Below are 23,946 nucleotides of genomic sequence, written 5' to 3'. Positions count from 1 at the left end.
GCGACCATGGGCAACGGGCTGCCCGTGGGCTCGGACGTGTCGTGTGCTGACAGGGCTGTGGCCTGTAGCGGGGCGGTCGGCACGCCTGTGCGGGGGAGAAGCGGCACTGGCTGTTCTCCCCCGCCCCACCGTGCGGCGTGGGCTCAGATCGCCTGGGCGGTGGGCAGGATGGTGATCTCGGTGAGGTTCACATGGCGGGGCACGGCGGCCATGAAGGCCACGGTCTCGGCCACGTCGGCGCCCTGGAGGACGTCGATGTCGTGGATGAGGTCGGCCATGAGCTTGGACGCGTCCGGGTCGGTCACGTGGTCGGGCAGCTCGGTGTCGACCATGCCGGGCTCGATGGTGGCGACGCGGACCATCTTGCGGCCCAGCTCGACGCGGAGCAGCCGGGTGAGGTGGCTGATGTACGCCTTGGTGCCCGAGTAGATCGAGAACTTCTCCAGGATCCTGGTGGCCGCGATCGAGGACGTGTTGATCAGGTCCGCGGGCCTGCCGTGCGCGGCTGCCTCGGTGAGGTGGGGGAGGAAGGCGGCGATGACGTTCATCAGGCCGGTGATGTTGAGGTCGATCTGGCGCTGCCAGTCGTCGACCTTCAGTTCCTCGATGCCCGAGATGAGCTGGACACCCGCGTTGTTGAACACCAGGTCGGCCGTGCCGAAGCGGTCGGCGACCTCGACCGCGGCGGCTTGGACGGCCTCGCGGTCCGTGACGTCGACGGGGAGGGCGAGGGCGGTACCGCCGTCGGCCTCGATGTCCTTGACGACGCTTTCCAGGCGCTCCCTGCGTCGGGCGAGGGCGACCACGGAGGCTCCGAGTTCGGCCAGGCGTACGGCGGTGGCGGCGCCCATCCCGCTTGAGGCGCCGGAGACCACGGCGACGCGACCGGCCAGGGGGGTTCCGGTGAGCAGGGCAGACATAAGAGAACCTCGTTCCTAGGTGTTGAGGGGCTGTGCCGTGGGCTCAGGCAGATCAGGCGTCGTCGTGAGCGGTGGCGGCGGACTTCTCCCGCCACGGCTCCAGGTCGTCGCGGATCTGCTGGAGCTTGACCTCGAGGCGCTCCAGCGTGTCGCGGCCCAGGTACAGGTGGGTGGGGAGCTTCTCCGTCGAGGTGACCTCCACGATCAGGGCGGCGCCCTTGACCGGGTCGCCGAGCTGGGCGTGGTTGGCCTTGTCGATCCAGTCCAGCGTCACGTGCGCGGGGGTGCCGTCGTAGTCGGCGATGCGGTGCGCGGCGACCGACAGGGAGCTGGAGTCGAGGAAGTCGGTGCGGAAGACCCCCGGTTCGACCACCATCGACTGGATGCCGAACGGGGCCATCTCCACCGAGAGCGCCTCGCTGATGCCGGCCACGGCGAACTTCGAGGCCGAGTACAGGCTGACGCCGGGCTCACCCTCGAAGCCGGAGCGGGAGCCGATGTGCACCAGCTTGCCCGAGCCCTGCCCGCGCATGACGGGAAGGACGGCACGCGTGACGTTGATCAGGCCGAACACGTTCAGGTCGAAGAGCGAACGGGCCTCAGCGTCGGTGATCTCCTCCAGCGCGCCGAGCAGGCCGCGCCCGGCGTTGTTGACCAGGACGTCGATCCCGCCGAACCTGTCGACGGCCGCCGCCACGGCGTGCGGGATGCTGTCGTTGTCCGTGACGTCGAGGGTGACGGGGAGGACGTTGTCCGCATCCTTCAGGTCGGCGGGGATTCGCTCCGGATCGCGGACGGCGACGACCACGTCGTTTCCGTTCGCCAGCGCGGAGCGGGCGATTTCCGCGCCGATTCCGCGGGAGGCGCCGGTGACGAACCATGTAGCCATGAGAAACCTCTCTCGTTGCTTCCCCGTCGCCGGGGTTTCCTGCTTGCGGATTCGAGAGTGCTCCTCGGCCGAGGCCGTATGAAGGCCGCGCTCTTCCTGGGTGTTTTATTCCTGGGAAGAAGCCGACCGGTAATTCGGTGACGCGTCAACAACCTGCTAGGATGGCGGCATGTCTGAACCGCGATGGCTGACCCCCGAAGAAGCCGAGGTCTGGGCGACGTACCGCCTCCTGCGCCGCGAGCTGCAACGGGCGCAGGACCAGCAGCTTCAGCAGGACTCGGGTCTTTCGGCGGCGGACTACGCGCTCCTCGCCCCGCTGTCGGAGTCGGGCGACGGAGTGATGCGTGCCCGAGACCTCGGCAACGAGGTCGGGTGGGAGCGCAGTCGTCTGTCCCACCAGATCAGCCGCATGGAGAAGCGCGGCCTGGTGATGCGGGAGGCTTGTGCCGACGACGCGCGCGGCTCGATGGTGCGCTTGACGGAACACGGGAAATCCGTCATCGAGGCGGCCGCGCCGGGGCACGTGGAAACGGTGAGGCGCCTTTTCTTCGACCCCCTCACGCCCGCTGAGGCTGAATTCTTGGGGAAGGTGTTGGAGAAGATTCTGGGCGCTATCCGATCGAGTGCCGAAGAAAGCTGACCCGCCGGGGAAGTCAGGGACTGTCAGTTGTCCGGCGCGGGCGCCCGCTGCGGGGGTGCGCTGGTCGCGCTGAGGGATTCCAGCAGTGCCAGTGCGTCAGCCGAGGGGGACATCGGTTCGGCCTGTAGAACGATCAGTTGCTGACCTGGGGCGCTACGGATGGTGAGGGCCTCGTGCCGCAGCTCCAGGTCCCCGACCGCCGAGTGGTGGATCCGTTTGACCTCGTACGGCGGCACCCAGGTGTGCTTCCGTGCCCACAGAGTGCGGAATTCGCCACTGCGGACGGAGAGTTCCCCTACCAGTTCGAGGATGCGGGGGTCGTCCGGCGTGCTCGCGGCGGTGTGCTGCAGATCCGCGACGGCCCGGAGCTTGGCCCGTTCAGGGCTGCGGTAGAAGGCCCTGGCCGCCGGATCCAGGAACAGCATCCGCAGGACGTTGTCCTGCTGTGCGAAGTCGGCGTAGAGGGTGTCGGCGAGGCGGTTGGCCGCCAGGATGTCCTGGGCGTGGCCGATGATGAAGGCCGGGGTCCTGGTCCAGGTCTCGATGAGCTGCCGCAGGTGCGGCTGGACGCGCTCCACGCGGGCGGGAGCCTTCGTCCGCCGGGTCGCGGGCCGCGCCAGCCGGTACAGCTTGAGGACGTCCTCCTCGCTCAACTGGAGGACCCGCGCCACGGCGTCCAGGACGCGCCGCGAGGGCGCGAGTTCGCGACCCTGCTCCAGCCGCGTGTAGTAGCTCGAACTGACACCCGCGGCAGCGGCCACCTCGTCGCGTCGCAGACCGGGCACCCGTCGTCGGCCGGTGCTGGGCAGGCCCGCGTCCGTGGGGCTGAGGCGTTCCCGGCGGGCGCGGAGAAACTGACCCAGCCCTTCAACCGTGTCAGGGTGCGCGTCGTTGTCCATGCCTCCGAGGCTAGGGCGAATGGGCCTCGGAGGGATCGGCGGACGGTGGGTGCGTCACACCCAGGACCGGAGGTCCCCGGAACCCGGCAGCGGGACACGTCGGTGACGCGAAGGGGTGCCGGGCCCGCTGGCGAGGGTGCCGCACACGATGAGTTGTTGATGCATCAACAATCGGGTAGGGTGGCGTCCCTGGACCCGCGCACCGCGCGTCGATCAAGGAGGCGGTCATGCCCCGAGCAGTGAAGTTCTCGCGATACGGCGGTCCGGAAGTGCTGGAGATCGTTCAGGTGCCGCGGCCGACGCCTGGTCCGGGTGAGGTCCTGGTGCGGGTGGTGGTCGCCCCCGTCAACCCGGGCGAGGCAGGCATCCGGCAGGGCGTGTTCGCGGACATCTGGCCAGCGTCCTTCCCCGAGGGGCAGGGGAACGACTTCGCCGGGTGGGTCGCCGCCCTGGGCGAGGGCGTCGTCGGCTTCGCCGTCGGCGACGAGGTCATCGGCTACCTGCCCCGCGCCGCGCAGGCGGACTATGTCGTCTCGCCAGCGAACCTGCTGGCCGCCAAGCCCACGGAGGTCAGCTGGGAGATGGCCGCCCCGCTGTCCGCGGTCGGGGTGACCGCCTGGGCCGCGGTCAACGCCGTCGACGTCGGGGCCACCGACACCGTCGTCGTCTCGGCAGCCGCCGGCGGGGTCGGCTCCCTCGCGGCTCAACTAGCCCGCCTGCGCGGCGCGACCGTCATCGGCACCGCGGGACCGCACAACGCCGATTTCCTGCGCTCCCTCGGTGTGGTCCCCGTCCAGCACGGACCTGGCCTCGTCGACCGGCTGCGTGCCGCCGCGCCGGGCGGGATCGACGCCTTCATCGACACCTTCGGCCAGGGCAACGTCGCCGCGGCCATCGCCCTCGGCGTCGCCCCGGCCCGCGTCAACACCATCGCCGACGGCCGTGCCGTCGCCCGCTACGGCGTACACAGCCAAGCCCAGGAGGACGCGTTCTCCCCGCGACTCGTCGCCGAACTGGCCACCCTCGTCGCCGAGAAGCGCCTGACTGTTCCGATCAGCGCGGTCTATCCCCTGGAACAGGTGCAGGACGCCTACCGGCAGGTCCAGCAACGCCACACCCGAGGCAAGATCGTGCTCAGCCTCGTGCCCGAGGAGGACCGTGCCGCCCTGGCCGCGCGACTGCGCGCGGACGCCGCCCCCAGCACAGCCTCCGGCGGAAGTGAGCCCGTGCTGGGAAGCGGGTGAAGGCGGCGATGCCGCACCGCGTCAGGCCACCGTCAGAGGCTCCCCGCCCCGCCGTCAGGGTGCCGTTCGCCCCCTGTGGTGAAGTGCCATGCTCCGTGGGTGACCTGGTAGACGGCGTAGCCGGGTTCCGTGCGCAGGTGGCGGGCGCCGTCCGGTGCCCTCACCTCGTCGTGGCCGGAGGTGGGCACGTGCACCTCCGCGACGGCGCCCACCGGCACCCGCACGTCGATCCGGAAGACCTCCTCCCGCTGGGACCAGGCGACGCTGGCGGTTCCCCGTACGGTGCGGATGGAGGTCCGTGCCCAGTCGACGCCGGTCCGGGCGTCGGGCCGTACGGTGAACGTGGCGTACCCGGCGTCGCCGGGGCGCAGCCCCGCGACGTTCTCGTACAGCCACTGGGCCACGGTGCCCTGGAAGTAGTGGTCCCGGGAGCGGGAGTCGAGCGGCCACATCTCCCACATGGTGTCCGCGCCGTTGGCGTGCCAGTAGCCCCAGCCGGGATAGGTGCGCTGGGTCGCGACGGCGTGGGCCAGGTCCGGCCTGCCCTCCTGGCACAGCACGCGCAGCAGCACGCTGGTGCCCAGCGCACCGGTGTTGAGGTGGTTGCCGCGGTCCTCGACGTCCCGTACGAGGCTGGCGAAGACCGAGGCGCGGGCGTGGTCCGGTACGAGGCCGAAGGCGAGGGGGATGGCGTTGCTGGTCTGCCGGTAGCCGGGGTCCCTGGCCGTGCGGTAGTGGCCGTCCGGGCCCAGGAACTCCGCGTTGAGGGCGTCCTTCAGCCGTGCGGCGGCCTGCCGGTAGCGGGTCGACGCGTCGTCGGCGCCCAGGACCTCGCCCATCTCGGCCGTGTGCAGCAGCGCCCGGTAGAGGTAGGCGGTGGCGGTCAGCCGGGTGTCCTCGGGCGGGTTGCCCCCGTAGCCGGGCGGCAGGTAGTCGCCCAGGGCGGTGACGGCGAGGCCGTCGCGCAGCCGGGACAGCTCCCAGTCCAGGTAGCGGGTGAGCGTCGTCCAGTGCTCGCGTGCCGCCCGCTCGTCGCCGTACACCCGGTACAGCTCCCGGACGACGAACGGGTACACGGTGGTCCACTCCGGAGAGGGCCCCAGGTCGCCGTAACCCCAACCGCCGCTCGGCACGATGACCGGCAACTGGCCGCCGTCCGTCTGGCTGTCGGCGAGGTCCCCGAGCCACTTCGAGAGCATACGGCGCATGTCGAAGGCGTAGGTCATCACGGGGGCGCCGAGCTGGGCGTCGCCGGTCCAGCCGTTCTTCTCGTACATGGGGGTGTCGGTGGGGATGCCGTGCATGTTGTTGAGGACGGTGCGCCGCATCGCCTGGTCGAGCCACTCGTAGAAGGGCTCCGAGCAGGTGAAGGCGCTGACCTCCTCCAGCGGGGTGTGGATCAACCGACCGGTGATCTGCCGTGGTTCGGGGGCGGCGGGCAGGCCGCTGATCTGGACGTAGCGGAAGCCCTTGTACGAAAAGGACGGCTCCCAGCTCTCCTCCGGGCGACCGGCGCAGATGTACTCGTCGTGCTGGAAGCGCCCGGGAACGTGCGAGGTCTCGGCCGACACGCTCCCGTCGTCCTTCAGCTTCTCGCCGTAGGTGAGCCGCACACGGGTGCCCGCGGGGGCGTTCGCCACGGTGATCCGGACCCATCCGGCCATGGTCCGGCCCATGTCCACCAGGTGCACGCCGGGGGCGAGTTCGCTGATCCTCTCGGGCTGGAATGAGTCGATGACCTCGATGCCGTCGTGCGGCTGCGCGCGCAGGCGGCCCTTGGGTCCGTTCTGGACCGTCGCCGGTCGCCAGGAGGAGTCGTCGAAGCCGGGCCGGGTCCATGCGCCCGGTTCGCGTCGCGCGTCGTAGGTCTCCCCGGCGTAGAGCGAGTTGGAGAGAGTGGGGCCTTCGGTGATGCGCCAGCGGTCGTCGGTGACGAGCGCGGTGCGGGTCCCGTCGGGGTGGTCGATCTCGAGCCGGGCGATCAGGCGCGGTTCGGAGTGCCAGGGTGTGCGGTGCCAGTTCCAGACGTTCGGGGTCGTCATGCCGAAGAAGCCGCGCCCCAGCGTGACGCCGATCGCGTTGCCGCCCCGGCGCAGCAGCTCGGTGACGTCGTGGACGGCGTACAGCACGGTCTCGTCGTAGTCGGTGAACCCGGGATCGAGAACCTGCCGTCCCACCCGCTGGCCGTTGATCTCCGCCTCGTAGTAGGCGAGGCCGCTGATGTAGAGGCGGGCCCGGCTGATCCGGCGCGGCACTTCGAACTCCCTGCGGAGCAGCGGCGCGGGCTGTTCCGGCAGGCTGACGCTCACGCCGGTGCCCCACGGGCCCTGCCCGTAGGGGGCGAGCACCACCGCCGGTGACCAGGAGGAGTCGTCGAAGTCGGGCTCCCGCCAGCCCTGTTGCTCGGTGTCGGCGGTACGCCATCCGGCGTCGGTGCGGAGTTCGTGGGTGCGCCCCGACGACGTCCGCACGAGCAGTCGCAGCAGGAGCCCCGCCGGGTTGACCGAGGCGCCCGCGCGGTTGGTGGCCGCGACGGCGAGCACCACACCGGTGCTGGCCTCGACGCCCGCCCTGACCTGTTCGGTGACGTCGGCCGTCCGGCCGGTCCGCCAGCCGTCCTGCTGCTGCGGGGCGTCAAGAACCTGACGGCCGTTGAGGTGGAGGGTGAAGTCGTCGTCCGCGGTCGCCACGAGCGTCGCCGCGACGACCTCGTCGTCCTGGGGTATGTCGAGGCGGCTGCGGAACCACCGGGTGCCCGCGGGGGCGTTCTGGGTGCTCGCTCCGGGGGCCCAGATCCACGAGGCGCCGGTGAAGTCGAGGGGGGTGGGAGTGTCCGCGCCGATCCACCGGGCGTCCCACTGCGTGGGGGACAACGTTGTCTCAAACCATTGCGGCGCACTCCAGGCCGAGGCTCTGTCGCGCTCGTCCCAGACTCTGACCCGCCAGGAGTACCGGGTACGGGGCTCGAGTGCCGGACCGTCGTAGGGCACGCCGCCCGCTCCCTGCGCACTGAGCACCTTCCCCGAGTCCCAGACGAGGGGCCCGCTCCGCCCTCCGTGCCCGTCGCCCCTCACCTGGACGCGGTAGGCGGTCTGCCGCGCGCCGCTGCCGGGGGACGCCGACTCCCAGGCCAGCCGGGGACGGGCGACGTCGGTTCCCAGGACGTTCGGCCTGCCCTCGACGGTCGTGCGGGTCACTCGAAGGCCGTGAGCCCTCCCGGCGCTCCCGGGCGGGGTGGCCGGGGGGGTCGCTGCCGCTGAAGTGGCGGCGGACAGGGCGGAGAGTCCGGCTCCCACGGTCCCTGCGGTGGCGTACAGGAAGGTCCTGCGGTTCCAGCTTCCGGGCATGTCGACTCCCTTGCTCGGTGTGAGAGGGCAGAGGGGGTTGAATCGATTCAAGAGGCTGGTGTTGATCCTATGGGCCCGTCCCGTTCGACTACAAGGGTCGTGCAGCGGGGCAGTTGGGGGAGCGCGTCTGATCCAGGGCCCACCCGCACCGGTTGCCGTGGAGGGCCACCAACGGTGCGGGTGGGCTGGTCGCTTCCGGCCGAAGCGCCGACCGGTCAGCGCAGGAGGTAGGCGTGCTCGACGGTCTGCGTCAGCGTGTTGCCGTGCGCGTCGGTCAGCCGGGCCGCAAGGACACGGAGCCAGCGCCCCGCGGATGGTCCAGGACCAGATGTCCGTCACCGGAGTCCGCCGCTGACCGCCAGGTGCGCGCCTCGTCGTAGGACACCTCGAACCGCAAGACCGCTGCACCGTCCGGTGCCGAGGCGCCCTCGACGGTGTACGGCACCTTGAACCGGGTCCCTCCCGGAGCCTGGCCGTCCGCCGACAACCGGGGGGAGAAGCGGACCACGGACAACGGGAGACGCGATCCACGGTCGCCGGGCACGTGCGCCGAGTGGAAGGTCCACTCCACCGCGATCCGCGTGCTGAGCGCGGACACCGTGGAAGGGCGAGAGACCTCGGTCCTCAGGCGGTAGGCCCGTTCGGCGGCGGGCAGGGTGAGGGTGTCCGAACGGCTCAGGGGCCGATCCGAGGAGAAGATCTCCTCGCCGTCCGCCGTGAGCGAGGTGCTGGCGTCGCCGTAGGTGGCCTCGCCGGTGTTCCCCGCGCCGTCACCGAACATCGGCACGTTCACGCGGACCGTGTCTCCCTTCCTGACGGCTCCAGCCCACAGGTGCTCGGGAACGGAGTCCGTGCTCAGGACCGGGCCGAGGACCCCGTAGTTCATCCGCAGCGTGTGCCGGTCGCGCGGAAACGTCGTCGGAAGGGTCGTCAGCGTCGCCTCCCAGGTCGGGTCCGAGCCGTCCGCGCCGGGACTGTACTGGTACAGGTCGTACTCCCAGCGCACGTCGTCGCCGCGCAGCAGGTACTCCGTCCGCCTGGCGGGCAGCGCCATGTCGGCGGCGTCGAATCCGCTCCAGCTACTGCCCTGGTGCGTCCACGGTCCGGCGATCAGCGCCCCCGTACGGCCCCGCGCGGGCGCACCCGCCTCGACGGTCACCTCCGAGAGCTGGGAACGCCGCACCCGCGCGGTGAACCCGCTGAAGGAGGACGCCGCGCGGTTCCAGGCCAGGCGGTACGTGGCCGCGGGGCTCCGGAAGTTCTCCGCGAACTGGAAGGACGCCTCGTCGAGCGGCACCGCGGGTCCCGTCCCGCCGAAGCGGTACGGGGCCGACTCCGGGTACATCCGGTAGACGGTGCCGTACCCGTAGGGCCCGGCCACCTCGTAGGAGACGAGCCGTTCGGTACTCGACGCCTCCGGGGCCGGCGGGGTGATGTCGACCGGTCCGGCGGTCCGCGCGTCCATCACCACGGTCGCGTCCGCCGTGAGATCGAAACGGGGGCGTACGAGTACGGCGGTGCCCTCCCGCCCGGAAGGAGCGCCGAACACCGTGCCCTGAAGGGCGTAGCGGCCACGCGGCAGCCGGACGGTGACCTCGCCGTCGGCGTCCTCGACGGACCGCCAGACGGAGGCGTTGGCCGACTGGATGCCCTTGACGCCGCTGTACGCGTCACCGGTCAGCCGACCGGCGGCGTCCAGGTGCCGGATCGTCAGGTCGTAGGACTCGACCTCGCGTTCCGCGCCCAGGGCGGTGCGGGCGACGACCGTGGTGCCGGAGGTCGCCACCAGGGCGCCGCCGAACAGCCCGTCAGTGGTCCCCGACCGGGTGTCCGCGGTGACGTGGGCGGTGGCGCTGCCGCCCGCGGGCACGGTGAGCCGTGCCGGGGCGACCCGGAACATGCCCTCGGCGGCGGGGGCCCCGTCGCCGCCGAGGGCGTGGGTGGCGAGGTCGAGGGTGACGGGCTCGGCGCCGCTGTTGTGGTAGGTGACCGTCTTGCTGACCACCGGGTCGTCTCCGTGCGGCCACCGCTGGGTGCCGAAGTCGACGGCGGTGGGCGTGGTGGTGACGTGCTGTCGCAACACGGCCGCCACGTCGACCCGGCCGCTTCCCTGTACGTAGGCGGAACGCCCGGCGGAAGGGGACGCCGACGCGGTGAGGGCCCCCTTCAGACGCGGTCCGTCCCACTCCGGGTGACGCTGGGCGAGGAGGGCGGCGGCTCCCGCGACGTGCGGAGTGGCCATCGAGGTGCCCGACATCGACACATAGCCCTCACCGGCCGGGTCGCCCTCCCGGCCCCCGGCCGCGCGGGCCGCCACGATGGCGGTGCCGGGTGCGGTGAGGTCGGGCTTCAGGGCCCCGCTCGCGGTCGGCCCTCGACCGGAGAACGCGGCGGGAACGTCCCCCCGGTCGACGGCACCCACGGTCAGCGCCGCCGGGGAGCTGCCGGGCGAGCCGATCGTGCGCGCCCCCGACTCGCCGTCGTTCCCGGCCGCGACCACGAACAGCGCCCCGGTCCGCGCCGAGAGCCTGTCGACGGCCTCCTCCAGCGGGTCGGTGCCCTCGGTGTCCTCGCCGCCGAGACTGAGGTTGACCACGCGGGCGCCCTCGTCGACGGCCCACTGCATACCGGCGATGATGTCCGAGTCGTTCCCGTAGCCGCTCTCGTCGAGCACCTTGCCGTTCAGCAGCCGCGCGCCCGGCGCGACGCCGCGGTGGCTCCCCGCCGAGGCGGCACCGGATCCCGCCACGGTGGAGGCGACGTGGGTGCCGTGGCCATTGCGGTCCTCCGTGTCCTCGTCGTCGGAGAAGTTGCGTTCGGCTGCTATCCGGCCCCTCAGGTCCGGGTGGCCGGCGTCGATCCCGGTGTCCAGGACGGCCACGGTGACGCCCGTGCCGTCCAGTCCTTCCCGCCACGCCGCGGGCGTGCCGATCTGGGGCCCGCTGCGGTCCAGCACGGCGCGCCGCCTGCCGTCCAGCCACACCCGGTCGACGCCCGCGGCGACGGTGCGGCGCCCGGCGTGCGGTGACCGGCCGCGACCGTCCGCCCGCCCCGCGGTCAAGGTCTCCCACAGGGCGGCGGCGTGTGACTTGGGGGCGCTGACCGCCGACCCGTTCACCGCCGGTAGCCGGTGCTCGACCGTGGCGCCCGCCTGGACCATGTCCGGCGCCGGGAGGACAGCGCCCTTGTCGTGGGTCACGATCAGCGGCAGGTCGGCGCGCTGCCGGTCGTCGTACCCCATGGCGACCAGGGCTGTGACGTCGAAGAGGCGGGCGTCGAGTCTGCCGCGCGCGAGCGGCAGTTCCGCGTCGGCGGGCACCACATGGACATGGCCGTCGACGCGTCGCGTCGAGAAGACGACGTGCTCACGCCCTCGGGCGGGTTCGACCGTGACCCGGTCGCGGCGGTCGATGGTGACCTGGTCGCCGGTGACGAGCGTGACGGTCCGCGTGGGTTCGCCGGTGCGGCTCGCGACGGGCTGCGCGGAAGCGTGTGACGGTGTGGGGGCTGCCGCGGGCAGTACGGCGGCCAGACTCGCCGCCAGTGCCGTCAGCGCGACGGTTCCTGGTTTTCTGCGCACGGGTGTGCGGCCTCCTAGACGGTATCGGGACGGAGGAAGCGACGGCGCCGACTGGTCCGGGGCGGTTCCCCGGGTTCGGCGTGGGCCGGGCGGCGGGTGGGACGCCGCGGTGGATGGCCCTCCTCCGTCACCTGGGATCTGTCCGCCTGGAGAGGGCCGTTCCGGTGATCCCTGCCACAGGGGCAAGGAGGAACGCGCTCGGGCCCGTTGGTCCTCACTGACCGGGGGACGCCCCTCCGGTCGGTGCCCGGAGCGCCGCCGTGGAGGGTTCCAGGAGCTGGCCGAGCAGGTGCGGGGGCGCCGCGGTGATGGCGGCCTGTTCCATGGCGTGCCAGTAGGCAAGGGCGGTGGGGCCGTCAACCAGGCCCCGCACCAGCGGCACGTTCGCGCCGGATGCGTGCAGCAGCGACTCCGTCCGACAGGAGGCCAGGGTGCCGGGAATCCCGTACCGCGCCGCTGCCCCGGCGGTCGCGACGAGTCCGGGCAGGCCCTCCGCCAGGGTGCGGCGAGTCGCGCCGACCGTGAGCAGGCCCCCGCCCAGCACCAGGACGTCCCCCTCCTCGCGCATACGGGCGAGCGCCCGGCCGGTGTCGAAGCAGTGCGGGAAACTGTCGTCCACGACGACAGTGCCGGGACGCAGCCGGTCGATGTCCACGAGGGCGCCGTGTCCGCTGACGGCCGCGATGACAAGACCGGCCTCGTACACCGCGTCGGGCAGGGCGGGGTCCGAGAGGCGCACGGTGACCTGTTCGGCCAGGCCGCGTTCGCGCAGCCGCTGCGCCAGGTCACGCAGGCGCGGGCCGCTGCCCGGTACGTCGCACAACAGGAGCCGGGCTGGCGGTCGCTCGGCCAGGGTGAGCAGCAGCTCCAGCGAGGAGGCCCCGATCGAGCCGAGCCCGACCACGGCCAGGTCACAGTCGTGCAGGTCCCGGCGGATGACCGACAGCGCCGCCCGCACGGTGTGCACCACGGAGACGACCGTGGCCGCGTGCCCGGTGGTGAGCGCAGCCGCACCGCGCGAGGCGCGCAGGACGTCGAAGCCGTAGCCGGTGAGTGAGGGGATCATCCCGGCCAGTGACACGCTACGGGCGCCCAGCGCCGAAGCGGTGTCCACGGCGCGCGCGGTGTGCGCCGCCAGCGCGCCGTCGCCGACGAGTTCGTCGGCGAACAACGGCAGGGCGACGAACCCGGACCGGCCTAGCGACGTGGTGGTCGTCTCCAGCAGCCGGGGGGCCTGGTCCGGAAAGAGCAGGCGGCGGATGTCCTCGCGGCCCGCGCCGCTCTCCGGCAGGCCCGCGAACTGGGCCAGTTGGGCGGGCGCGGGCAGATAGCCGACGAGTGCGGCGTCCAGGGCCTGCCCGCCCACGTGCGGGGATCGCCGTACCGGCCGTGTCGCCCAGGACACGAGCCGCTCGCGCAGTCCTTCCGCGAACGTGGCGAGCGCGGGCTCGTCGAAGGCCGCCGCCGCACCCCGTACGGTCACCCGCAGCCGGTCGCCGTCGGGCCGCACCATGAGGAAGACGTCCGTACCGGCGGAGGGCGGGGTGAAGTCGCTGCCCTCCTCGTCCCACCGCACCGCCAGGAGGTCACTCTCGCGGGGGGCCAGGGAACGGAAGTCGAGGAAGGTGAAGAAGAACTGTGACGTCAGCGGGAGCCCGCCGACGTCGCGGGGGACGATGTCCTCGTGGAGACGGGCGGCGATCGTCTCGTCGACGACCCTGCGCACCCGTCGCGGGACGTCGGTCCTGGCAGGGGGCTGGACGCCGGGGCCGAAGGGGCGGACGGCGACGGCAGTGGCGAACGGCCCGAAGACGCGCTGGATGTCGGCCAGCGGGTGGTCGCGGCCCGACACCGCCAGCCCGATGACCAGGTCCTCCTGGCCGGTGAGCGTGGCGAGCGCCAGGTGGTAGGCGGTGAGCAGCGGCGCGTACAGGCTGGCACCGGCCTCGGCCGCGATCTCGCCCAGGGCGTGAACGACGGTGGCGTCCACGACGAAGCCGCAGGAGTGGAAGTCGTCGGGGTCGGCCGCTTCGGTCCGCCGCTGACCGGCGCTGTCGGCCGGACCGCGCAGGACCGGCTTGGTGTACGGCGCGCAGAGGTCGGCCCGGCGCCGCCGCGCCTCGTCGTCCTCCGGCCGTGGCCGCGCGGTCAGCTCCGCGAGGCGCTCCGCGTGCTCGCGGAACGTGCCGCGCAGCTCCGGCAGTCCGGGTGCCGTGCCGCGCGCCAGGGCGTCGTGGACGCTGGTCAGTTCCTCCAGCAGGAGAGCGGCGCTGTAGCCGTCGCCGATCAGGTGGTGGGCGTGGGCGACGAGGAGGTGGTCCCGCGGGGCCAGGGTGAGCACGCTGAGGCGCAGCAGGGGCCAGGCCCACGGTTCGAAACGGCGCCGCCGTTCGTCCTCGACCCACCGCGCCAGCTCCCGCGGCCCGGACACGGTCGCGAAGGTGACCGGCAGCCGCAGCGACGGGGGCAGTTCCTGCTGCACCGGTGGCCTCGCTCCCGAGGGGAAGACCGTGCGCAACATGGGGTGCCGCTCCACCAAGGTGTCGACGGCACGCTGGAGACAGGTCTGGTCGAGCGGGCCGGTCAGGCGCAGCCGGGCCAGCCAGGTTCCCGCCCCGCTGTCGGAGGCGAGGGCCCCGGCGAGCAGGAAGCCCCGCTGGCTCGGGGTGACGGGAAAGGCGTCCGGGAACGCCGGGGCGCGGTCGTCGGCCGTGGCGTGGGGGCCGTCGTCCCGCGTCGCCTCCGCACGGACGGGCTCGGCGTCGACGGCTTCGGCGAGCGCGGCCAGGGTGCGGTGCCGGTAGACGGCGGTGGGCCGGGGCAGCGGACCGTGGCGCCGCCGGGCGAGCAGGTCGAAGACCCGGAGGGCGAGCAGGGAATCGCCGCCGAGGGCGAAGAAGTCGTCGTGGCGCCCGACCTGGTCGATGCCAAGCACCTCGCACCAGACGCGCCCGAGCAGTTCCTCCGTGGCGCTCACCGGCGTCGGCGGGCCTGAGGCGCGCGGCGTGCCCGCGGCTGTTTCCTGGGCCCGCGCCAGCAGCGCCCGCCGGTCGGTCTTGCCGGTGCCGGTCAGCGGCAGGGCGGCTATCGGGATGATCCGGGCAGGCAGCATGTAGGGCGGCAGGGCGTCCGCCAGACACCGCCGCAGCGCCACCGCGTCGAACTCATCAGGTGCCGTGGGCGTGACGAAGGCCAACAGCCTGCCCGCGTCGGCCAGTACGGTGGCCTGGGCCACTTCCGGACGGGCGCGCAGCACCGCCTCCACCTCGCCGGGTTCGACTCGGTGGCCGCGTATCTTCACCTGGTCGTCGAGGCGGCCGACGAACCGCAGCGCTCCGTCGGGCAGGATCTCCACCCGGTCCCCGCTGCGGTACCAGCGGCGTCCGTCCCGCCACATGAACGCGGCCCGCGTCAGCTCGGGTTCGCCCAGGTAACCGGCGGACAGGCCACACCCCCCGATCAGCAGCTCGCCGGTGCCGCCCGGACCGGCCCGTTCACCGTCGGGGCCGACCACGAGCAGCTCCGTCCCGGCGACGGCCCGGCCGATGGGCAGCGCCGTGACGTCGTCGGCGGGGCGCTCCTCGACGAGGTGGTAGGTGGCGTTGATGGTCGTCTCGGTCGGCCCGTAGAGGTTCACGATCCGCTGCCGGGGGCCGAACAGGTCGAACCAGCGACGCACCCAGTCAGCCCACAGCACCTCCCCGCCGACGTGCACCAGGCGCAGCGCGGAGAGGTCCGGCAGCCGCTCACCGTGGCGGAGGCGGTTCTCCGCCGCGGCCAGCAGCCGCTCCCACAGCGACGGCACGGAACTCCACACGGTGATCCGCGTCCGCTCCACGTGGTCCAGCAGCAGTTCCGGGTCGCGCACCAGGTCACGGTCCGCGGTCACCACGGTCGCGCCGGTCAGCAAGGGGGCGAGCAGTTGGCGGACCGAGGCGTCGAAGCACGGGGAGGAGGTGTTGGCGAGCCGGTCGCCCGGGCCGTAGGCGAACGTGGTCACGGCCCAGTCGAGGTGGTTCTCCATCGCTTGGAAGGTGATGGGCACGGCCTTGGGACGGCCGGTGGACCCCGAGGTGAAGATGACGTAGGCCGTCGCGGCGACGTCCGCGGCGATCACGTCGGGGGAGTCGTCCGGTGGTCCGCCGTCGGGCCCGGTGGCGGTGATCACCGGTACGGCTGTGGAGGCCGCGAGCGCCCGCGCGGCTGAGCGCGTGCCGTCGTCGTGCACGACCACGCGTACGCCGCAGCGGGTCGTCTGCTCCGTCAGGCGGGCCACCGGGTGTTCCACGTCCAACGGCACCCATCCCGCGCCCGCCCGCAGGATGCCGACGACGGCGATCACCGTGCCGGGCCCCGGGGAGGTGGCCATGCCGACCAAGTCGCCCCGCCGGACGCCTCGCTCGCGCAGCCGGACGGCGAGGGCGTGACTGGCCGCGTCCAGCTCCCGGTACGTCAGGACCGTACGGCCGTCGTCGACGGCGACCGCGTCGGGATCGGCGCGGAACCGTTCCACGAGCCGTCCGGCGACGGTCGCCTGGGGGACTTGGGCGGGTGTCGGAGCCTGGAGGTCCCGCCGCGGGTCCAGGGCACGCAGTTCCCGCGCGAAGTCGCTCGCGTACCGGTCCGTCGTGGCGGCGGTGAGGAGACGCTCGGGAACGTTCCAGGACAGCCGCAGCAGGGGGCCGTCCTCCCAGAGCAGCAGGCTCAGCCGGGTGGCGGACGAGCCGGTGCCCGCGGCCGTCGGCCGGACGTCGACGGGGCACTCCGGGTCCAGGGCGGCGGGGAAGCGGGCGAAGCTGAAGCCCGCCGGGCTCACCGCGCGCGGGCCGGGGGAGTCGCCCGGCAGCATCCTGGCCAGGTCGAGGCTGCTCACGGTGGCGTGCCGCTCGCTCTCCAGCCAGGCGGAACGCACGCGTTCGGCGAGGCGGGGCAACGGCTCGTCCGGGTCCGTGCGCAGCAGCAACGGCAAGGTGTCGGCGAGGGGGCCGACCAGCCGGTCGAGTCCCGGCAGCCGCGCGTCCCGACCGGCACGGGCGACGTTGACCGCGACCGCTTGGTGCCCGCTCCACCGGCACAGGCAGCGGACGTAGGCGGCGAGCAGGAGATGGAAGAGGGAGACGTTCCACTCGGCGGCCCGTTCGCGCAGCGCGGCGACGAGACCTTCGTCCAGGGCGTCGTGCACGGCGATGAGCGGTCCCGGGCCGTCCTCGGCGTCGGGACGGCCGTCGTAGGGCAGCGGCAGGGGGGTGTGGTCCGCGAGGCGGGCCGTCCAGTACGCGAGGTCCTCGGGGCGCGCGGCAGGCCGCCGCGCGTCGGCGGTGTAGGAGGCGAAGTCGGCGGCGGGCGGCAGCGGGGACGGGGTGCGGCCGAGGGCCAGATCCGTGTAGAGCGTCCACAGCTCCGTGCCGAGCACGTTGAGGCTGTAGCCGTCGGCGGCCACGTGGTGCACGGCGAGCACCAGATGGGCCACGTCGGGGCTTTCGGTCACCAGCATGGCCCGCAGGGGGAGTTCGGTGGTGAGGTCGAGAGGCATGTTCGCCAGTTCCGCCTCCAGGGCGCCGAGCGCCGCTCCGCCCTCCGGGCACGAGCGCGTCTCGAACCACAGCCGGGAGGCGTCCCACGGCGCCACGATCTGGTGGGGTACGTCGCCGTCGCGCCCGACGCGCACCCGCAACATGCCGTGCCGCCCGACCAGCGTGCTGAGGGCACGGCGCAGCAGGGCCGGGTCGAGCGGCCCTCGCACGGTGTGGCGCACCCAGCCACGGGCCGGGGTCCGCGGATACAGCATGGTGCCGGTGTACAGAGCCAGTTGGACGGGGGTCAGCGCGAACGGTGCCCCCTCCTCGGCGGGAGCGGCCCCACCGGGTACGTCGCCGGACGGCGCCGCTGCCGCCGGGGTGCCGCTCTCTACGGCCCGGGCGTCGAGGTGGGCGGCGAGTTCGCGCACCGTGCGGTACTCGAAGAACAGCGTGGCCGGAAGCTCTCGCCCCAGGGCCTGTTCCAGCCGCCGGACCAGGTCGACCGCCGCGAGCGAGTCGAGGCCGAGCGAGAGGAAGGGCTGGTCCTGGTCGACGGCCTCCGGCGGGAGGTGCAGGGCCTCGGCCAGGAGGGCGCGTACCAGGCGGTGGGTTCTGGGCACGGCGCCGGGGGCGGTGGTGGGGGTGGCGGAGCCGGTGATGGGGGTGGCGGAGCCGGTGACGGTGGCGGGGGCGGTGGGGTCGGTGACGGGGGTGGCGGGGCTCGTGTCGGAGACGGTGGGGCCTGTGTCGGAGGTGGCCGGGTAGGCGGCGGCTCGCTCGGCGGCGCGCGCCGGTTCGGGCGCCCCCGCCGCGGCCTCGATGTCCGTCCGCTCGCCCTGCGCGGAGCCGTCCCGGTCCGTCAGGTCGGCGACGACCACTTGAGCGGTGTCGATGGCACAGGCCATGCGCAGCGCGCGCAGCGCCTCGGTCACGGGCAGGGACAGACCGCCCGCTCGCAGGGGCGCCCCGTCCCCGGCGGCGGTGAGTCCGGTACGGGCGACGGGGCCGAGGTTCAGTGCCAGCCAGCGCCGCCCCGCGGCGCGTTCGGCCGCGGCGAAGGCGTCGAGGAAGGCATTGGCCGCCGCGTAGTCGCCGAGGGCTCCCGCGGCGCCGGGAAGCAGGGAGGCCACCGAGGAGAAGGCCACGCAGAGCCCCGGGCGGTGCCCGTGGCGGTCCAGGGCGCGCGCCAGCAGTTGGGTGCCGTAGGTCTTGGCGGCCAGCGCATGGTGCGTGTCCTCGCCACGGGTGCCGCGCAGTGAGCCGGGCAGGACCACCCCGGCCGCGTGGAACACGACATCCGGTGGGGGAGTATCGGCGAAGAGGGCGTCGAGGTGCCGCTCGTCCGTCACGTCGGCCTGCCGGTAGCGGGCGTCGGCACCGAGTTCGGCGAGTTCCGTGAGCAGCCCGGCAGGGGGCCGCGGTGACCGGCCGGTGAGGACGAGCGTGGGGCGACCGCGCCCCGCGAGGTCCCGGGCGAGTGCCGCGCCGAGGCCCCCCGCGCCGCCGGTGACGAGGTAGACGCCGTCGGCGGGCAGCGGTCCACCCGCGCCCGGTGCGGAGGCGGGCGGCAGGGGTTCGGTGCCCCGCAGCAGCCGGGTACCGCGCCGCCAGGCGGTCACGGTCGTACCTGCTCCGCTGGCCGTTTCCCTCACCTCGGCGAGGACGGCGTCCAGCCGCCGCTCCCGCGGGTCCCGGGAGGACAGGTCGGCGCAGACTAGCTGGGCACCGTCGGTCTCCGCCGGGAACGCCAGTGCGAGACCGGTGAGCAGAGCCTGCTCGGGCCGTGGCGGGGCCTCACCGTCGGTGCCGGTTCGGTGGGCGTCCTCGGTGATCACCAGCAGCCGCCGCGCACCGGCCCGGTCGAACTGCCGTACCACGTCCCGGAAGTCGGCCGCCACGGACGGCCCGTCAGTGGTCCCACCGGCTCGGCGCGACAGGTGTACGACGGTGTGGGCACGGGCCGTGCCCGAGTGCGCCACCGGCACGCCGCCTTCGGCCAGCCACGTGGACAGCTCCTGTACCGCCTTCCTGTCGGGCCCGGTAACGAGGGTGACCGGGGCGGTCGATCCGGTGGACAGGGCGAGGGGAGCGGCTGCGGCCGACGGAGTGAGAGGGGTCGGCGTCCACGTGACGCGGTGCAGCAGCCGGGCGGCGCGGGTGTCGGGCCCGTAGGCGCGCCGCTGGAAGGGGTAGGTGGGCAGCGGCACGCGGCGTCCCGTCGGTGCCAGCGCGGCGTGGTCGACGGCGACGCCGCGTGTCCACAACCGGGCGACGGTGCGCAGCAGTTGGCCGCACCCGCTGCTTTCCGCACGAGGGTCGGCGGGCAGGGCGCAGAACACGCCTGCGGGGGTGCCAGGTCCACCCGCGAGGGTCCTGCGCAGCGCGCCCCGCAGATCTGTGCCGGGCCCCATCTCGACGAAGGTGTCGTACCCGTCCTCGGCCAGCCGCCGGACCGCGGCCTCGAACTGGACGGGGCGCAGCAGGTGTGCGCGCCAGTGGGCGGTGGGGAGGACCTCTTCCCAGTCGGCTGTGAGGGTGCTCATGAGCGGTATCGGGCCGGTACGGGGCGACAAGGCGCGTGCGGCGTCCCGCACCGCCCGCGCGGCCGGTTCCATCAGCGGTGAGTGGAAGCCGTGTGCGACGTGCAGCCTGCGCGCGGCGACGCCCCGCGCGGTGAGTTCCCGCACGGCGTCCTCCACCGCCCGCACCGTTCCGGAGAGCACCAGACGGCCGGGGGCGTTGCGGACCGCGACGGTCAGGGCACCGCCCGAGGCGGCGACCAGCGCCCGTACCGCCTCGTCGGCGCCGAGTACCGCGGCCATCGCACCGCGCTCGGTCAGCCCGGCGATGGCCTCGCCCCGGGCGGCGGCGAAGCGCACCGTGTCCGACAGCGGCAGTCGTCCGGCGGCACAGGCCGCGGCCAGTTCACCGACGCTGTGGCCGACGACCGCGTCCGGTACGACGCCCCAGGCGTCCAGTTGGCGGGCCAGCGCCACGCCGAAGGCGACGAGGACGGGTTGGGTGATCTCGGTGCGGGCGAGCGCGGCCGGATCGACGCCGGGATCGACGCACCAGTGGGTGAGGGTGTGGCCGTCCAGCGGGCCGAGTGCGGCGGACGCCTCGTCGAGGGTGTCCCGGAAGACGGGCGCCGTGGCGTGCAGCCGCGCGGCCATGCCCGGCTGCTGGGTGCCCTGCCCGGGGAAGAGGAAGACGAGGCGGGGGCGGCTGCGGACGGTCCCGGTGAACAGGTCCGCCCGCGGACCCTCCACCGCGGCGTCGGGCCGCTCGGGCCGGTCGTCCGCCAGGGTCGCGGCGAGGTCGGCGAGCCGCGCGCGTGGGTCACCGTCCTCGTCGCAGACGAGAGCCAGCCGGTGCCGGTCCTCGTCCCGGGACGTCGCGACCGTCAGGCACAGGTCGGCGGTGGCGACCGGCGGGTGGGAGCCGAGGTGGTGCGACAGGTCGCGGACCAGGGCGTGCAGGGCGGGCCGGGTGGCGGCGGAGAGTGCCAGCACATGAGGCCCTCCGCTCCGTCGCGGTGCGTGCGGGTGAGGTTCGGTGGGCTGCGGGTGACGGTCGGTGGCCTGCTGGAGCACGGCGTGCGCGTTGGTGCCCCCGAAGCCGAAGGCGTTGACGCCCGCGACCAGCGGGCCCTGGGACGGCGGCGCGGGCCAGGCGACGAGCCGGTCGGGCACCCGGAACCCGGACTCGGCGACGAGCGCGGAGGGCTGCTCGGCATGGAGCGAGGGCGGCACTTGGCCGTGGCGCAGGGCCAGCACGACCTTGACCAGGCCGGGGAGCGCGGCGGCGTTGAGCAGGTGGCCGATGTTGGTCTTGGCGGACCCCAGCAGCCGGGGACGCGCGCCGGGAAGCGGTGGGAAGGCGTGGGCGAGCGACTTCAGCTCGACCGGGTCGCCCACGGCGGTACCGGTGCCGTGCGCCTCGACGTACGTCACGTCGCCCGGGTCGACGCCTGCCGCGGTGTGGGCGGCGGTGATGACCTCCCGTTGGCGGGCGGGGTTGGGCGCCAGCAGGCTGAGCGACGTGCCGTCGTTGTTGACGGCGGTGCCCCGCACCACGGCGAGCAGGTCGTCGTCGGCGCGCCGGGCGTCCTCCGCCCGTCGTACGACGAGCACCGCGCCGCCCTCGCCGGGCACGAAACCGTCGGCGTCGGCGGCGAACGCCCGGCTGCGGCCGGTCGGTGAGAGGGCCTGCGCGGCGTGCAGCATCCGGTGCGCGGTCGGGGTGAGATGCAGGTTGACGCCGCCGACCAGCGCGATGTCGCACTCTCCCGCCGTGAGGCTGCGCCGGGCCAGGTGCAGGGCGACCAGGGCGGAGGAGCACGCGGTGTCCACGGCCAGGGCGGGGCCGTCGAGGTCGAAGTACTGGGCGACCCGCGCGGCGAGGAGGTTGGGAAGGTTCCCGGTGAGGGCTGAGGCAGGCAGGTCCGTGCCGTCGTCCTCGGCCGCGCGGTCCAGCAGTTCCCGGTACCCGCTCTCTCCCGCTGTGGTGAAGACGCCGATGCGGTGGGCTCGGCGGCGCGGGCCCGCGTATCCGGACCGTTCCAGTGCCTCGTGCGCCAGTTCCAGGAGCAGGCGTGCCTGGGGATCGAGGGTGTGCGCCTCCGCCTCCGACATCCCGAAGCGATCGGCGTCGAAGGCGGCCGGGTCCTTGAGGAAGGCGCCCCAGCGGGCCGCGGGGACCCGGGCGCCGTCCCAGCGGTGCGGTGGCACGGGGGTGACAAGGTCCCGTCCCTCGGCGAGCAGCCGCCAGTACGCCTCGGGCGTGTCGGCCCCGGGGAACCGGCAGGCGAGACCGATGACGGCGACATCCGTGCGCTCCGACCGGGCCGGTTGGCCGGGGCGAGCCGTGCCGGGGGTGCGCACGGGATCGCCACGGTGCCTGTCCTGCGCACCGCTGTCCGCCCGGGCCAGCAACTGGTCGACGAGCCCGGCCACCGTGTCGGCCCCGGGGCGCAGCGCCGCCGACTCCAGCGGGATGCCGAAGGCGTCCTCCAACGCGGCCAGCACCTCCATGGCCTTCAACGACGTGCCGCCCAGCGTGCGGAACGACGCGTGGCCGTCGATCCGCGCGCCGTCCGTCCCGAGGGCCTGCGCCCACGCCTCGCGCACGACCCGCTCGATCGCCGCGCGCGACCGCGGCAGGCCAACGCCGCCCGAAGCGTGCCGTGCGGCGGGGGCCGCCGGGGCCGCGCCACGAGGGCGTACGACGACCCGCGGGTACCGGCCCGCCTCGAACCGGTCCCGCAGCACGTGGCGGCGCACCTTGCCGCTGGTGGTGCGCGGGAACTGGCCGGGTGGCAGGGCGACGACACGTACGTCGTCGTGGAAGAGCGCCTCACCCACGCGCGCGGCGACCCGTTCCAGCACCTCCTCGGCGGTGCGGGGCGGGCGGGCCCAGGAGACGAAGACCACGACGCGCTCGCCGCCCGTGTCCGGGTCCGTGGACCCCACCACCGCGGTCGTGCCAGGCGGCAGCCCCGGCGTGGCGGACGCCACGTCCTCCAGGTCAGCGGCGTGGTGCTTCAGCCCGTTCAGGAACAGCACGTCCTTGTACCGGCCGGTGACGCACAGCCGCCCGCCCCGCAGGAACCCCATGTCACCGGTGCGCAGCCAGCCCTCGGGTGTGAACGTCTCGGCGGTGGCGTCGGGCAGGCGGTGGTAGCCGCGGGCTGTCTGGGGACCGCGCACCAGGACGTGTCCCACGCGGCGGTCACCCAGCTCACGCCCGGTGTCGTCGACGATCCGGACGGCACAGCCGGGCACGGGATGCCCCACGTCCATGAGTTCGACGGCGGAGCTGTCGCCGCCCGGGGCGTCAACCGCACGTCCTCGGCTCAGCGCCGCGCGGTCCAGTGCCCGGGGTACGGCGGTCTCGCCCGGCGGCGGGAACGTCACGGCGAGGGTGGCCTCGGCCAGGCCGTACACCGGCTGCAACGCGTGCGGGGCCAGTCCCGTGGGCCGTACGCGGTCGCTGAACTGGCGCCAGACGGACGCGGAGACGGGTTCGGCGCCCACGACGACCCGCCGGACGGAGGCGAGGTCGAAGCGGGCGATGTCCTCGTCGGACAGGCGTCGTGCCGCCAACGCCAGCGCGAAGTTGGCGGCCGACAGGTGCGTGGCCCGGTGGGCGGTGGCCGTCTCGAACCAGATCGCGGGCCGCCGCGCGAACGTCAACGGCCCGATCTTGACCTGCTTGGCCCGGGCGGCGAGGGGCGCGAGATGCGTGCCGATCAGGCCCATGTCGTGGAAGTACGGCATCCAGCTGACCACGACGTCGTCGGGGCCGAGGTCGGATACGGCCACGAGCTGACGGAGGTGGGTGGTGACCGCGGCGTGGGTGAGTTCGACGCCCTTCGGCACGCCGGTGCTGCCCGACGAGAACTGCACGAAGGCCAGCCCGTCGGGGCGGCATTCGGGGACCTCGCCCCTGTCGTCGCCGTCTCGCACCTCGTCCAGCGGCAGGACGACCGCCTCGGCGGGCAGGCCCTGCCGCACCGTGTCGGCACCGGCCGCGTCCACGAAGACCGGCGGTCGGCCCAGGTGCTCCCAGACGGGCAGGATCCGGCGTACGTCCGCGGCGAGGGGTACGGGAACCAGGTCCGCGCCGACCAGGCCCCAGAACATCACCTGGAAGTCCGCACCGCGGTCGGCGACCAGCGGAACGCACGTGCCGGGCCGGATCCCGGCCGCCCGCAGCCCTCCCGCGACCCGCCGGGCGGTGGTCATCAACTCCTGGTAGGTCACCTCGACTTCACTACCGTCACCGCCCACGTGCACGGTGACCTGTCCGGGCCGCTCCCGGGCAGCGTCCCGCAGGACGCTCCAGAGGGTGTTCTCGCTCATGGTTCGCTTTCGAAGTTCGGGCTGGGACGTGATGGGGGCATCGGA

8 protein-coding genes are annotated in these 23,946 nt (G+C 73.6%); 2 read left to right on the top strand and 6 right to left on the bottom strand.

What is annotated here, in order from left to right:
- Nucleotides 1-143: 143 nt before the first annotated feature.
- Entirely contained in the window at nt 144-920 is a 777-nt protein-coding gene (locus ACFQZ6_RS01015) for an SDR family oxidoreductase (RefSeq protein WP_381604415.1), read from the bottom strand.
- A gap of 52 nt (nt 921-972) precedes the next feature.
- Complete coding sequence (locus ACFQZ6_RS01010; protein ID WP_381604414.1) at nt 973-1,809, bottom strand: SDR family NAD(P)-dependent oxidoreductase; 837 nt, start codon at nt 1,807-1,809, stop codon at nt 973-975.
- Between the two features lie 169 nt (nt 1,810-1,978).
- Between ACFQZ6_RS01010 and ACFQZ6_RS01005 the strand changes: the two genes are divergently transcribed.
- The gene (locus ACFQZ6_RS01005; RefSeq protein WP_381604413.1) at nt 1,979-2,449 is read left to right on the top strand and encodes a MarR family winged helix-turn-helix transcriptional regulator; all 471 of its coding nucleotides are present in this window, start codon (nt 1,979-1,981) and stop codon (nt 2,447-2,449) included.
- Between the two features lie 23 nt (nt 2,450-2,472).
- Here ACFQZ6_RS01005 and ACFQZ6_RS01000 read toward each other — a convergent pair whose 3' ends face one another.
- On the bottom strand, nt 2,473-3,348 hold the full coding sequence (locus tag ACFQZ6_RS01000; RefSeq protein ID WP_381604412.1) for a helix-turn-helix transcriptional regulator: 876 nt from the start codon (nt 3,346-3,348) through the stop codon (nt 2,473-2,475).
- 227 nt (nt 3,349-3,575) lie between these two features.
- Between ACFQZ6_RS01000 and ACFQZ6_RS00995 the strand changes: the two genes are divergently transcribed.
- A complete protein-coding gene (locus tag ACFQZ6_RS00995; protein WP_381604411.1) occupies nt 3,576-4,592 on the top strand; it encodes an NADP-dependent oxidoreductase in 1,017 nt (338 codons plus the stop codon).
- A 32-nt stretch (nt 4,593-4,624) separates the two neighbouring features.
- Here the strand turns inward: ACFQZ6_RS00995 and ACFQZ6_RS00990 are convergent, their stop codons facing one another.
- The 3 genes from ACFQZ6_RS00990 to ACFQZ6_RS00980 form a co-directional block, all read right to left on the bottom strand.
- On the bottom strand, nt 4,625-7,939 hold the full coding sequence (locus ACFQZ6_RS00990) for a family 78 glycoside hydrolase catalytic domain (protein ID WP_449334069.1): 3,315 nt from the start codon (nt 7,937-7,939) through the stop codon (nt 4,625-4,627).
- Between the two features lie 274 nt (nt 7,940-8,213).
- Nucleotides 8,214-11,519, bottom strand: a complete 3,306-nt coding sequence (locus ACFQZ6_RS00985; protein WP_381604409.1) for a S8 family peptidase — start codon at nt 11,517-11,519, stop codon at nt 8,214-8,216.
- A 214-nt stretch (nt 11,520-11,733) separates the two neighbouring features.
- Nucleotides 11,734-23,901 (bottom strand): amino acid adenylation domain-containing protein, encoded by a 12,168-nt coding sequence (locus ACFQZ6_RS00980; RefSeq protein WP_381604408.1) that lies wholly within the window; start codon nt 23,899-23,901, stop codon nt 11,734-11,736.
- Nucleotides 23,902-23,946: the final 45 nt, after the last annotated feature.

Source organism: Streptomyces flavalbus (assembly GCF_042674625.1).
Lineage (GTDB): Bacteria > Actinomycetota > Actinomycetes > Streptomycetales > Streptomycetaceae > Streptomyces > Streptomyces flavalbus.
This window is presented reverse-complemented; position numbering and strand designations above follow the sequence as displayed.